11 protein-coding genes are annotated in these 13,545 nt (G+C 70.3%); 3 read left to right on the plus strand and 8 right to left on the minus strand.

Annotated elements, in window-relative coordinates; genetic code table 11:
* Nucleotides 1–173: 173 nt before the first annotated feature.
* Nucleotides 174–1,631 carry a mechanosensitive ion channel family protein gene (locus tag AZL_RS17015; protein WP_012975735.1) on the plus strand — a complete coding sequence of 486 codons (1,458 nt, stop codon included), beginning with the start codon at nucleotides 174–176 and terminating at the stop codon, nucleotides 1,629–1,631.
* Between the two features lie 9 nt (nucleotides 1,632–1,640).
* Here AZL_RS17015 and AZL_RS17020 read toward each other — a convergent pair whose 3' ends face one another.
* The 8 genes from AZL_RS17020 to AZL_RS33495 form a co-directional block, all read right to left on the minus strand.
* Nucleotides 1,641–3,251, minus strand: a complete 1,611-nt coding sequence (locus tag AZL_RS17020) for an ATP-binding response regulator (protein ID WP_247894394.1) — start codon at nucleotides 3,249–3,251, stop codon at nucleotides 1,641–1,643.
* A gap of 167 nt (nucleotides 3,252–3,418) precedes the next feature.
* Nucleotides 3,419–4,186, minus strand: a complete 768-nt coding sequence (locus AZL_RS17025) for a response regulator transcription factor (protein ID WP_012975737.1) — start codon at nucleotides 4,184–4,186, stop codon at nucleotides 3,419–3,421.
* Nucleotides 4,183–5,220 carry a chemotaxis protein CheB gene (locus AZL_RS17030; protein ID WP_042444529.1) on the minus strand — a complete coding sequence of 346 codons (1,038 nt, stop codon included), beginning with the start codon at nucleotides 5,218–5,220 and terminating at the stop codon, nucleotides 4,183–4,185. The genes AZL_RS17025 and AZL_RS17030 overlap by 4 nt, the downstream gene beginning before the upstream one ends.
* A gap of 74 nt (nucleotides 5,221–5,294) precedes the next feature.
* Entirely contained in the window at nucleotides 5,295–7,541 is a 2,247-nt protein-coding gene (locus AZL_RS17035) for a hybrid sensor histidine kinase/response regulator (protein WP_012975739.1), read from the minus strand.
* A gap of 13 nt (nucleotides 7,542–7,554) precedes the next feature.
* A complete protein-coding gene (locus tag AZL_RS17040) occupies nucleotides 7,555–9,243 on the minus strand; it encodes a methyl-accepting chemotaxis protein (RefSeq protein WP_042444128.1) in 1,689 nt (562 codons plus the stop codon).
* A 73-nt stretch (nucleotides 9,244–9,316) separates the two neighbouring features.
* On the minus strand, nucleotides 9,317–10,000 hold the full coding sequence (locus AZL_RS17045; RefSeq protein ID WP_012975741.1) for a chemotaxis protein CheW: 684 nt from the start codon (nucleotides 9,998–10,000) through the stop codon (nucleotides 9,317–9,319).
* The gene (locus tag AZL_RS17050) at nucleotides 10,000–11,388 is read right to left on the minus strand and encodes a CheR family methyltransferase (RefSeq protein WP_042444130.1); all 1,389 of its coding nucleotides are present in this window, start codon (nucleotides 11,386–11,388) and stop codon (nucleotides 10,000–10,002) included. Before AZL_RS17050 ends, AZL_RS17045 begins: the two co-directional genes overlap by 1 nt.
* Entirely contained in the window at nucleotides 11,385–11,915 is a 531-nt protein-coding gene (locus AZL_RS33495; RefSeq protein WP_247894395.1) for a chemotaxis protein CheW, read from the minus strand. The genes AZL_RS17050 and AZL_RS33495 overlap by 4 nt, the downstream gene beginning before the upstream one ends.
* Before the next feature lie 265 nt (nucleotides 11,916–12,180).
* Here AZL_RS33495 and AZL_RS17060 point away from each other — a divergent pair, with 265 nt between their 5' ends.
* Entirely contained in the window at nucleotides 12,181–12,648 is a 468-nt protein-coding gene (locus AZL_RS17060) for a MaoC family dehydratase (protein WP_012975744.1), read from the plus strand.
* Nucleotides 12,649–12,702: 54 nt separating this feature from the next.
* The gene (locus AZL_RS17065) at nucleotides 12,703–13,539 is read left to right on the plus strand and encodes an FkbM family methyltransferase (RefSeq protein ID WP_012975745.1); all 837 of its coding nucleotides are present in this window, start codon (nucleotides 12,703–12,705) and stop codon (nucleotides 13,537–13,539) included.
* The last annotated feature ends 6 nt before the right edge of the window (nucleotides 13,540–13,545 follow it).

The raw sequence follows: 13,545 nt of genomic DNA on the forward strand, positions 1-13,545 counted from the left end.
CGATGAGTCCGGCGACGGCCTGACCGGTCAACCGACTGATTTCGGACGCCGATTTTCGCCATCGGCTTTATGGGAGGGTTGCCAACTGGCGGCTTGACGGGACGGCGCTTGCTCGTGCCATCGTCACGCCTCGCCCGGCCGAGGATGGCCGGCCGCCGAGGAGATCCCTTTTGATGAACGCCTTGCGGCGTCTGTTCGCCCCTGTCCTTCTTCTTGCGCTGCTGGCGACCCTGGTCGCCGCGAAGCCGTGGTTGCACGGCCATCTGGAACCCTTCGTCGGCCCGATGCTGAGCGGCGCCTTCGACATCGCCGTCGCTTCGGCCGCCTGGCTGGTCGCCGCCTGGGCCGGGGCCGGGCTGATCGCCCTGCTGGCGGCCGGCAAGGGCGGCCTCAATCCGGACGGCACGCCCCGGCCGCCGCGCATCCCGCGGCTGCTGGCCGATCTGCTGCGCTTCTTCGTCTATGGCGCCGCGGTGCTGGCGATCCTCGCCTTCGTCTTCGAGCAGCCGGTGACCGGGCTGCTGGCGACCTCCGGCGTCGCCATCGCCGTTCTGGGCTTCGCGCTGCGCAACATGATCGCCGACATCTTCGCCGGCATCGCGTTGAACATCGAAAATCCCTACCGGCTGGGGGATTGGCTGGAACTGTCGCCCGGTGTGACGGGGCGGGTGGACGAGATCAACTGGCGTGCCACCCGGCTGATCGCCAGCGACGGCACCGCCATCGTCGTGCCGAACGGCATCGTCGCCGGCAGCCGTTTCGTCAATTACAGCCGCCCCAACCCGGCGTTCCGCAGCGGCGTGCCGATCCTGCTCGACCAGGAGGTGCCGGTGGAGCGGGCGAAGCGCATCCTGCTGTCGGCGATGCTGTGCGCCGACGGCGTGCTGTCCAACCCGCGGCCGGACGTGCTGGTGGATGCGGTGACGCCCAACGGCATCTCCTATCTGGCGCGTTTCTGGACCGACGACGGCGCCCGGCTGTCACAGGTGCGCGACGCCGTGTTGACGGCGGCGCTGGCCAATCTCGGCCGCGCCGGGATCGAACCGGCCAGCCCCAAGCAGGACATCCGCCGGCGCCAGCCGGTCCTACATGACACCGAGAGGCTGCGGCGCGGCCTGTTGCGCCGGCCGGAGATGTTCGACGCCTTCGACGACGAGGAGGTCGAGGCCCTGGCCCAGGCGATGCATCGGGTGGACATCCCCGCCGGTGGTGCGGCCGTCCGTGAGGGCGATGCCGGCGACTCGCTGTTCGTCATCGCCGAGGGCGTGTTCGATGTCGAGGTCTCCGTTTCCGCGGCGGATGGCGCCGATGGCGGCTTCCGGACCGGACCGATGCATGTGACCCGGCTCCGGCCGGGCGACCTGTTCGGCGAGATGTCGCTGCTGACCGGCCAGCCGCGCAGCGCCTCCGTCATCGCCTGTACCGATGCCGTGGTGTTCGAACTGGCCCGCAGCCATCTCGACCCCATCCTGCGCCGTCGTCCCGAACTGGCCGAAAAGCTGGCGGAGCTGATGGCCGAACGCCAGACCCGCAATGCCGCCCAGCGCCACCGCCAGCAAGGGGCGGCCCCGCCGGCGCCGGTTGAATCGCAGGCGCTGTTGGCGCGGCTGCGCGGCTTCTTCGGGCTTTAGGAAGCGTGTCTAAGAGCCGCTCCGGCCGTCCCGCCGCAACTGCTCCAGCACACGGCGCAACTCGCCGGGGTGAAGCGGCTTGTGCAGAAAGGCGCAGCCGCGGCGTTGGCCCTCCAGCAGGGATTCCGGCGCCGTTTCGCCGGTCAGCACCACAGCGGGGATTTCGGCCTTGAACAGCTTGCGCACACGGTCGATCACGTCGAAGCCGGACACTTTCCCCGGCAGGCGCAGGTCGGTCAGGATGGCGTCGGGCGGGCCTTCCAGCCCATCGACCGCCGCGAAAACCTCGCGCATGTTGGAGGCGGAGACGAAGGCGCAGCCCCAGCTCTCCAATGTCAGCAGCAGGCCGGACAGCACCATGCTGTCGTCGTCCACCACCAGGATGCGCATGCCGTCCAGCGGTATGCCGGGGGCGGAGCCAGGGGGGGCGGTCGCCGGGGCCGGCGCGCCGGCGGCGGGCGCCTCCTTCCCCTCCAGACGATCCACGGAGACGGCGAACACGGAACCGCGGCCGGACCGCGACCGCACGTCGACCGGAGCGTTCAGCAGAACCGACAGCCGCCGCACGATGGCGAGTCCGAGCCCGAGGCCGCGGGTGGGGTCGCGGGCCGGATTGGTCAACTGGTGGAACTCGTCGAAGATGACGTCCAGCTTGTCCTGGGGAATGCCGAAGCCGGTGTCCCACACCTCGATCCGCCATCGCCCGTCCCGCTTGCGCAGGCCCAGCAGGATGCCGCCGCGCTGGGTGTAGCGGATGGCGTTGGCCAGCAGGTTGCGGATGATGCGGCCGAGCAGCACCGGGTCGCTGCGGGTGGCCGCCGGTCCGGACGGATGGCCGGACAGATGGACCCGCAGCCGCAGGCCCTTCTCCTCCGCCTGCGGGCGGAATTCATCGGCCAGCGACAGCAGCAGCGCGTCGAGCGGCACCGTCTGGACATCGGCTTCCACCGTGCCGGCATCCAGCGTCGAGATGTCGAGCAGCGCGTTCAGCAGCTGTTCGCCCGCCGTCATCGCGTTGCCCAGCATGCCGGCGGTGCGGGTCGCCCGCGCGTTGCCCTCCACCTGGGTGGTCAGGGCGTCGAGAAACAGGCGCATCGCCTGGAAGGGCTGACGCAGATCGTGGCTGGCCGAAGCCAGGAAGCGGGAGCGTGCGGCCGTGGTGCGCGCCACCTCCGCCCGCATGGTCTCCGCCAGCTGGGCGATGGCGCCGTCCAGCGTCGCCGCCGCCAGCACCCCCACCACGCGTCCTTCGACCAGCAGCGGCGCCGCGCGCAGGGTCAGCGGCGGATCGGTCGGCAGAGGCAGCAGGATGGTGTCGGCGCTCCGTTCCCCCCCGGCCCCAGCCCCAGCCCCAGCCTCGTAGAGCGGTCGCAACGCCGCCGCCACCACCGGCCAGCCGGCCGGCAGCAGGGTCGGCCCGCTTTCGTCGCGGGAGGCGGCATGCGGGCGGTTCAACAGGGTGGCCAGCGCATCGTTGCAACGGACGGCGGCCATGTCCGGTCCGCCGACCACCAGCATGGTCGGGACGGTCCCGGCCGCGCAGAGACGCCGCGCGTTGTCGAGGCACTCGCGATGGCGCTGATCAGCCGGGGGCTTGGTTGGGGCCGTGGATCGCTGCATCGCGTCGGTGTCTCTCGCATCGGTGCGTCTGGGGATCGGAATCCCCTGGGTGGGCTGGAGGCTGATCGCCATGGGCACCGGTCGGACCGTCGGATGGTTTCGAAATGTCCGCAGAGGATAATCGGATAGGGCGGGTTGCGAAATCACACGATGGCTCTACTCCCTTCCTATGCGGAAGGTAAAAGCCGAGGCGGCCGCAACAGATGATCCTCGACAAAGTATTTACGGCGCAGAAGCGCCATCAAGCGCACCTTAAGCACATCCATCGTCTGGGCCTTTCCGACGAAATCGTCGGCGCCGGCGTTCAGGCTGATCATCAGCTGCTCCTCGTCATCCTGGCTGGTCAGGATCACGATTTGGAAGAACAGGCCGCGACGGCGGCGGAACCTGTCGAAACGCTCGCAAAGCTGGGTGCCGCTGGTGCCCGGCATGACCAGATCGAGGATGACGCAATCCAGTCCGCCACCGGCCAGCGCGGTGACCGCCTCGTCGGCGTTGCGGGCGGCGGTGACGGCGCAGCCCTCCTGCTCCAGCTCGGCACGCAGGAATTCCCGATAGGTGGCGCTGTCATCGACGATGAGGACGCGGGCGCGGTGGAAAATCTCCGCCGCCGTAGGCGGGGCGCCGCGCCGCTCCATCAAGCCAACGGCCGCTTCCACCACGCCCCTGGGGTCGGACGGGTCATGTTCCCCCTCGCCATGCCCCAGCACCAGGATCGCGGCGTCGCAGCGCGCCCGCAATTCGGCCAGACCGGTGGGGCCGGCGAGGGTGCCCTCGACGATCAGCAGATCCTGCGGGCGGCCGGCGATCTCGGCCAGCGCCGGCTCGACGGCATCGACACAGACGGTCTCGACGCCGCGTTCCTCCAGCAGCAGCTTCAACAGAAGCCCCTGCGTCCGGGAGGCCATGACGACCAGGGTGCGGTGCCCGTTCATGACGCCATCTTTTGGTCGGAGGTCAGATGCAGCAGCCGTCCGGCCAGCCGGTCGAGCGGCAGTTCCTCCAGCACGCCGCCCAGCCGCACCGCGGTGCCCGGCATGCTGTGGATCACCGCCGTGGAGGCGTGTTCGGCAATGGTGTAAGCCCCTGTCCGATGCATCTCCACCAGTCCCCTCCCTCCATCCTCTCCCATGCCGGTCAGCAGCACGCCGATGCCGGCGGCGCCATAGGCCTGCGCCATCGAGCGGAACAGCACATCGCCCGATGGCCGCTGGCCGCAGACCAGCGGGTCGCCGGACAGGCGGATGATACCGCCCTCCACCAGCATGTGCCGGTCGCCCGGCGCCACATGGACCGTGCCGGGGCGCGGGCTCGCCCCCGCCTCGCCCAGCCGGACCGGCAGGGGCGAGACGGTGCCCAGCCAATTGGCGAAACCCTCCATGAAGGGGGCGCCCATATGCTGCACCACGAAGACCGGCAGCGGGAAAGCCGCCGGCAATTCCTTCAGGATCCGGGCCAGCGCCGCCGGTCCCCCGGTGGAGGCGACGAGCCCCAGCGCGCGGAAGCGACGCATTCCGCCACCCTGGGCCGGCCCATCGGGGACGGCCGGTCTGGCGGCGGCACGGGCGCCGATGCGATGGCGGATCACCTTCACCTGGCTCATGATGACCAGCTGGGTGCAGAGATGCCGCGCCACCGTCTGGTAGTCGGCACGCGCCATGCTGCCGGGCTTCTCCACCACCGCCAGGGCGCCGGCCTGCAACGCCCGCATCGGGATGTCGAGGTCGCGCACGTCCGACGCCACCACCACGATCGGCAGCGGCGTCTGCCGCATGATGCGGCTGGTCACCTCGAAGCCGTCGATCCCCGGCAGACGGATGTCGAGCGACACCACGTCCGGGGCCGTCCGTTCGATCATGCGCAACGCCTGCTCGCCGCTGGAGGCGATTCCCGCCACCTCCAGCCGCGGATCGGCCCCGATGACGTGGCTGAGCAGTTGCTGGATGACCGGGCTGTCCTCGACCACCAGGACGCGGATGCGCCGGGCTCCGCCAGTCGCGCCCCCAGCCGCTTCCCCTGCGGTTCCCCCGTTCGCGGCCCCGTTCACAGCAGCCGCCGGATGCCGGCCAGAAGCTCGTTCTGGTCGAAGCGGGTCTTGACGATGTAGGCGTCAGCCCCCAGCCGCAGACCGCGTTCGCGGTCCTCGTCGCTGGCGCGCGAGGTGACGAGGACGACCGGGATTTCCGCCAGCCGCCGGTCGGCCTTGACCGCCTGCAACAGGGCGAAGCCGTCCATCCGCGGCATCTCGACATCGCTGATGATCAGCTCGACCTCCATCCCTTCCGACAGGCGTTCCAGGGCTTCGCGCCCGTCAACGCACAGGGTCACCCGATAACCATGGGCTTCGAGGATGCTCTTTTCCAGCGTGCGGGTGGTGATGCTGTCATCGACGACCAGGATATGCGCCCGGTCGGGAGGGGCATCCTCCGCCGCGCGGACCGGCGCCGGCAGGACGCTGCCGGTGGGCGGTGTCAGGCCGGGGATGTTCAGCACCAGCGCCGGCCCGCCATCGTCCATCAACACGGTGCCGAGATAGCGGCCGGGGTCGAGCCCGGTCTCCGCCGCCGCCGTCACCACCGCCTCGCGCGTGGCGACGAAGCGGTCGACCGCCAGCGCCAGCCGCCGGTCGCCCGCCCGGATGACGGCGAGCGCCAGGGACCGGTCGGCGGCCGGCACCACCGGCGCCTCCATCCCCAGCAGGGCGGCGAGCGAGGTGACGGGGACCTCCTCCTCGCCGATGCGGATCATCGGGGCGCCGATCCCGCAGAACAGCGCCCCGGCGGTGACGGTGCGCAGTTGGCTCACATCGGCCGAGGGGATCGCCAGGATCTGGTCCTGCACGGCGACGAAGACCAGGCGCTGGCTCAACAGGCTGAGCGGCACCTCGATGGTGACGGCGGTGCCGCCGCCCGGCCGGTCGGTGACGGTCAGGCTGCCCTGAAGCCGTTCCACCTCCCGCCGGGCGATGGCGAGGCCCATGCCGCGCCCCGCCAGCTCCGTGGTGTGGGAAGCGGTGGAGAAGCCGGGATGGAACAGGAACTCCGTCAGCCTTTCCAGCGGGATGTCCTCTCCGGCGGAAAGCCCGCCGGACGGCAGGTCGGCGGCGTCGATCAGGCCGCGCTCCGCCGCCTTGCGCAGGATCGCCGCGCGGTCCAGCCCGCGCCCGTCATCCTCGATGCGCAGGCGCAGGCGTGCCCCCTCCACCGAGGCGGCGATGGTCACCCGTGCCGCCGGCCGCTTGCCCAGCGCCAACCGTTCCGCCGGGGTCTCGATGCCATGGCTGATGGCGTTGCGGGCGATGTGCAGGATGGGGTCCTTCAGCCGTTGCAGAACCGCGCGGTCGGCTTCCACCTCCAGCCCGCGGACATCCACCTCGACCTCCTTGCCCTCGGCCCGGCTGATGTCGCGGACCATGCGGCCGAGGCCGCTCAGCTGGTTCTCCGCCGGCAGCATGCGCAGGCGCCGCATATCCTGTTGCAGGCCGCCGCCCCAGCGCCGCATCGACCACAAAAGCCGGTCATGGCCGCGGTGGGCGGCATCGAGCGCGCCGCCCAGAGCCCGGAAGCGGCGCTCGAACGCCATCAGGGCGGGAAGCGCCCCGCGGTCGTCCAGCCTGTCCGCTCCCTGTTCCCCGCCTCGCCGTCCCAAGGCCCCCCGGCCGAGCTGGACGCGCAGATGCCGCCATGCCCGGTCGAGCGCCCGCCAGTCCTGGCGCAGCAGGCGGAGCTGATCGCCCAGCCCCGCCTGCGCCTCGACTTCGGGCAGCAGGGCCGACGCGGTCTCCGACAGGCGTTCCAGCCCCTGCGCCGCGATGCGGACCAGGGCGGCGGAGTCTGGATCGATGCCGCGCTCGCGCCGGGAGGGGGATGGGGGAGGGCGTCCGATGGGGCGGGCGGGGGCGGGACCGCGGTCATGCCCGGCGGCCAGCGCGTCGAGGTCGGCGAGCGTGCCGGCGACCTCGACCGCGTCGCCGCCTTGCAGCGACCAGGCCACCAGATCCTCGATGGCGTCGAGCGCGCGTCGGACGACACCGATCGTGGCGGCATCGACCGGGACCTCGCCCTTCTGTACCGCGATGAAGGCGGCTTCCAGCCGGTGGGAGATCGCCTCCACCTCCGGCAGGTCGACGGCGCGGGCGGCGCCTTTCAGGCTGTGGGCGCGCCGGTGGATGTCGGCGAGATCCGGCGCGGCGCCCGTCGCCTCCGCCTCGCGCAGGGCGTTGCGGATCGCCGAGAGATGCTCCTTGTGCTCCAGATCGAAGGCGGCGAGCAGGCGCTGGCGGATGTTCATCAGGAGCTCCGCGTCACACCCGGTAGTTCCGCACCGCCTCGACCAGCCCCTGGCCGAGATTGTTCAGGTTGGCGGCCGCACCCTCCAGCTGGCGGGTGCCGGCGGCGGTCTGGCTGCTGGCCTCGCGGATGTTCTGAAGCGCCTGGATCACCTGCTCGAGGCCGATCTGCTGCTGGTTGGTGCCGGCGACGATCTGCTGGAAGGCCAGCACGCTCTCCTGGATGTTGTCCGCCATGGTGCGGATGGTCGATTGGGTGGCGTCGGTCTGGCGCTTGCCGGCGGCGACGCGCTTCACCGCCTCCTCCGTCAGCATGACCGAGGCGTTGATGCCGTGCTGGATCTCCGACAGGTTGGAGCGGACCTGCGCGGTCGCCTCCTTCGACTGGTCGGCCAGGCTCTTGATCTCGCCAGCGACGATGGAGAAGGTGCGGCCATGCTCGCCCGCCGCCGCCGCCTCGATGGCGGCGTTCAGCGCCAGCAGGTGGCAACGCTCGGCGATGTCGTTGACCGTCACGATGATCTCGCCGATCGCCTGGGTGCGTTCGGACAGCATGACGATGTTCTCGGCCACCGCCTCCGCCTGTTCGCGGATGGCGTCCATCGCCTGGATGGTGTCGTCCACCGCCTTCATGCCGGACTGGCTGGAGGAGGCGACGGACTGGGCGCCGTGGGCGACGTCCTGGGCCCGGCGGTTGATCTGGGCGCCGGATTCGGTGATCTCCGACAGGGTCGCGGTGGTCTGCTCCACCGCCGCCAGCTGTTCGGCGACGCTGGCCGACTGCTGCTGGGTGGAGGCGCGGATCTGGGCGGTCGCCGCATGGACGCTCTCCGCCGTTTCCCGCGTGGTGCGGGCCATCGATTTCAGCCGTCCGGCCATCTCGTTCAGATGCCGGCCGAGGATGGCCAGCTCGTCCCTGCCGGCGATGACGATCTCCCGCGTCAGGTCGCCGTGGCCGACCCCGGTGACGAAATCGATGGCCTGGCCGAGCCGCCGGCTGATCGAGCTGCCGATCAGATAGGCCACCGCCACCGCGATGAGGAAGACGGCGACCAGCGCGACGACCGCCGACTGGACGGCGGAATTGTAGATCTCGCGGATGTCGTCGCGGCCGGCGGCGGTCAGATGGTCGATGGCGGTCTGGGCGGCCTCGATGCGCTGTTCCATCACCTTGCGCAGCTCGTCCACCCGCTGGCGGCGTTGCAGAGCGTCGGCGATCTGGTTGCGTTCGAGCAGGGTGTAGATGGTCCGCGCCTCGTCCCCGACCGCCATGATGGCGCGGTTCATCTCGTTCACCGCGGTGTCCAGTTCCACCCAGCCCTTGCGGCGGCTGTCGGTCACGCTGTTACTGGATCGTTCGGCCACCATCGAGCGCAGCTTGCCCAGCTTATCGCGCAGCCTGCCGCCGACCTCGTCGTAATGCCGGCGCAGCGGCATCATGATGGTGGGGATTTCGCCGGTCCGCCCTTCGGCATTGGCGATGGACACCGCGTTCAGCGCCGTTTCGCGCGTGCTGCGCAGTTCCGCCTGAAAATTGCCGACCGCCGTCACCATGTCGGCGGCGTCGTTGTCGTAGCTCGACACCGCCATGATGACCGACAGCGCGTCGGAGAAGCGCGACATCTGATAGAGCGCCAGCAGGGCGGAGAGGACGCAGACCACGCCGAATCCCAGGACCAGCTTGTGCGAGACTTTCATGTTCATTCCCATGCTCCGGCCCCTTGTTCCGGCTTCATGCTCCGGCTCTGATTGGCCCTTCGGGTGGATCGGTCGGTGGTCAGCCCGTCACGGCGTCGAGCAGGGCGGCCATGTCGAGGATCGCCATGCGGTCCGCGGTGATCGCGCCGACCAGCGGCCCGGCCTCCGCCGGCGCGGCGGCGCGCGGTGGCGCGATGTCGGCCACCCGTTCCACCGCGCGCAGGCGCAGGGCGGCCGGGCGGCGGGCAGCGGTGCGCAGCACGATGGCGTAGCCGGGCCGGTCGCTTTCGGCATCGGCGACGGGCGGCCCGCCGCAAAGCCGGTCGATGTCGAACAGCCGCATCGCCCGGCCGGCGACGGCGATCACCCCCAGCACGGCGGGGGCGGCCCCCGGCACGCGGGCCAGCCGCGGCATCGGCACGATATGGCCGAGATGGCGAAGCTCCAGGCCATAGAGCGTGCCGGCCCCGCGCGCGACCAGCATCGGAATGCCGGCCTCCGCCTCGTCGGCCGGCTGCCGCATGTCGGCCAGCTCCTCCGCCCGGCGGGCCAGCACGGCGTCGGCCCAGGGGCCGCGCCCGGCGAAGGTCGCCTCCAGGTCGGCGGTGCGGCGGGCCAGCGTCCCGCGCACCCCCTCCCAGTCGATCGCCGGGCGGGATGCCGAGCGGTCCGGAGACGCGCTGTCGAGGGCGGCGCGGAGCGGCGCGGCGCCGGCACGGGTGGCCAAGCCGGTGGCCAGCTTGGCGGCAAGTGTCTCGTCCATCAACCCTCCTCGCCGGTCAGCCAGAGATCCAGCATGCCGCGCAACTCCTGAACGGTCAGGCCGGCGCCTTCCGTCACCGTCTCGCCGTCGGGACGGTCCGCCAGCGCCTCGCGCGCATTGCGGAAATGGCGTTGGGCCGGAACCAGCCGGCCGCGCCGCCAATAGGCGAGCGCCAGGTGATAATCGGCCAGGACGAAGCGCGGATCGAGATAGAGCGCCCGCTTGAAGGCCGCGACCGGATCGCCCACGCCCAACTCCTCCTCCACCAGGCCCAGCCGGTAATGGACGGCGGGGTCCATCCGGTTGGCCTCCACCTGAACCAGACAGGTTTCCAGTGCGGTCGAGCGGTCATTTGCGGCGGCCGGAGCAGACGGGTCGGGTTTCGTGGGAGGCTTGGCAGGCGGCTCGGCAGGCGGCTTGGCGGCGGCCGTGCGGCGCGGGCGGGTGGGGGGAGACGGGGCGGCCGGCGGCGGACCCGGCATGGCACCGGGAACCGGGCCGGCGGCGGGGATGGCCCGCTCGGCCTGCTTGCGGTAGAGGGTGGCGCCGGGGACCGACACCGGGATGAAAAGCTCGTTCATCTGCGGCCCGGCTTCGGCATGGCCGACCACCAGCCAGCCGCCGTCGGCCAGCGCCTTGTGCAGGTCGCCCAGCAACCGGTGCCGCGTCGCCTCGTCGAAATAGATCATGACGTTGCGGCACAGGATGATGTCGAAATGCCCGATCCCGTGCGGATAGGAGGGTATCGCTCCCTCGACGAGGTTGAAGGGCATGAAACTGGTCCATTGCCGGTATTTCGGCTTGACCGACCATAGCCGGTCCTGGCGGTCGAAGCAGGCGTCCAGCGTTTCCGGCGCCAGGCCGCGCACCGCCCAGTCGCCATAGGCGCCGCGCCGGGCCTGTTCCAGGAAGGCGTCGTTGATGTCGGTGCCGACGATATGGACCTGCCAGCCCTCTAACTGGACGGCGAACTGCTGTTTCAGCAGGATCTCGACGCTGTAGGCCTCCGGCCCGATGGAACAGCCGGCGCTCCAGATTCGCAGCAGGCGGCTGCCCTGGTTGCGGCGCAGGCATTCGGGAATGGCGACGGCGCGCAGCGCGTCGAACTGTTCGATGTAGCGGAAGAAGAAGGTCTCTCCCACCGCCAGCTCATTGATCAACCCCTGATACTCGGCCCCGCCCGGCCCCTCCGCCTTCAGCGCCGCCAGATAGCCGCCGACCGTGGTGATCCGGCCGAAGGGCAGGCGGCGGTTGATCCGCTCGGCGAAGGCGGCATCCTTGTCGGCGTAATAGGCGAGGCCGGTGGCGTCGATGACCATCGCCTTCAGGCGCGGGAAATGCGGGTCGCGGCGGATCGCCTCGATCCCGGCGGCGGCGCTGGACATCATGCGGCACCATCCCTGCCCGCATCCCCGTCCGTGTCGGCATCCCGCCATCGCGCCAGCCGCCGCTCCGCCGCCGCCCGGAAGGCATCGAGCAGGCGGGTCTCCGCCTCGTTCAGCAGCCGGTCGGGATCAAGCAGGGTCACCGCGCCGCCACGGCCGGTGATCCGGTCGGGAAAGGCGCCGGCGGCACAACCGTTGAAGGACAGCGACGGATCGGAGGGTGTGCGCTCGGCGGCGTCGACCGCCATGTCGCCATGGACCTGATCGGCCAGCAGGGCCGCCGGCCGCCCCTGCCAGGTGACGAGCATCAGTGGTGAATAGAGGCCCGGCGGCATCACCGACCCGGGCGCTCCCGTCGCCAGTTCCAGCAGGATGTCCAGGCGCAGGACCGGAACCAGCTCCCCGCGATAGCGGAACACCCCCTCCACCGGCGGCGGAGCCGTCGGCAATCGGTCCAACCGCGGCAGCGGCAGGAAACGCCGCACGGCTTGCGTCGGCAGCGCCAACGCCTTGCCGGCGATCGAGAACACGACGCAAGGGAGGGGCGATGGCGGGGCGGATGGCGGCGAGGCGGTTGGCGCTGGCAGGGGTGACATCCGTCCGTCGATTGTTTGGAATCCAAACGGGAACATGCCCGATCACAGGCGGAATGCGAATTACGCCAAAGGTTTACGTCGTAGGGCCTATGCCCAGGCCGCGACCGTCCCCGCCCTTTGCCGGATGGCCGGGGCGGGCTAACCTCCCTCGACGACGGCAAAGCCGACAAAGCAGGCACATCAAGGGAGAAACGCGACGATGCCCGGCCGCCATTTCGAGGATTTCCGCGTCGGCGACGTGATCGAATCGGAGGGGGCGACCCTCACCGACAGCCAGATCATCGATTTCGCCCTGCGCTTCGACCCGCAGCCCTTCCATATCGACATGGCGGCGGCGGCCGATGGACCGTTCCAGGGGCTGATCGCCAGCGGCTTCCACACGTTGTCGCTGACCTTCCGGCTGCTGCGCGACACCGGAATCATCACCGGCACCGGGCTGGGCGGCTCCGGCATGGACGAACTGCGCTGGCTGCGGCCGGTGCGCCCCGGCGACACCATCCGCGTCCGGGCGGAGGTGGTGGAAGCCATCCCGTCGCGTCGCGGCGGCCGCGGCACGGTGCGGCTGGCCTACACCACGCTGAACCAGCGCGGCGAAGCGGTGATGACCTGCATCATGAATCACATCGTCGCGGCGCGGAGCGGGCCGGGCGCGACAATCGCCATATGACGGCCCCGCCGCCACGGGGTACTATCCCGCCTTCCCGTTGCGAGGCTTTCCCGAATGCTGCCGAACGCCACCGTTGTCGAGACGAGGATCGGACGGTTCCTGCTGTTCGAGTGCATGGACGGCATCACCCGTCATCTGCGCCGCGACGGCATCTGGGAACCGACCATGCTCCAGATCGCCAAGGTCCTGGTGCGGATGGAGGGGAGCGGGACGGCCGGTGGCGGCGGGACCATCGTGGATGGCGGGGCCAATGTCGGCGCCTTCACCATCCCCATGGCGCTGGAGTTCCGCCACAGCCACCGTCTGGTTGGATTCGAGGTGCAGCGGCCGCTTTACCATCTGCTGTGCGGATCGCTGGCGCTCAATGGGCTGGACAATGTCCTGGTGCATAATCTGGCGTTGGGCGAGCGGATGGACGTGATCGACATTCCCGTTCCCGATTACGCCAGCGATACCAATCTGGGGGCGCTCAGCCTCGATCCCGAGGTTCGGCGTATCCGGCGCGAGGCCGGTCTGGGCTGCGACACCGACCGGGCGGGTGTGCGGATGGGGCAGGCCAGCATGGTGCGGCTGGATGATTTCGCCATCGGCGATTTGAGCCTGCTGAAGCTCGATGTCGAGGGTATGGAGCTTCCGGTCCTGAAGGGCGCGGCGGAGACGCTGAAGCGGTCGGGTTTCCCGCCGATCCTGTGCGAATTGTGGGATGCCGACGCCATGCCCGGCATCCGTGCCCCGCAACAGGCGCTGCTGTCCCATCTGTCCGAACTCGGCTACGACATGCAGGTCATCGACGATCTGGCGGTCGCACAGCACCGCGGCCGGTCGGTGGTGCTGAAGATTCGGCTGGAGGATGAGGGCCGCCGCCTCGCCTGCGAGATCGCCGACCGCTGAAGGGCA

Source organism: Azospirillum sp. B510 (assembly GCF_000010725.1).
Lineage (GTDB): Bacteria > Pseudomonadota > Alphaproteobacteria > Azospirillales > Azospirillaceae > Azospirillum > Azospirillum lipoferum_B.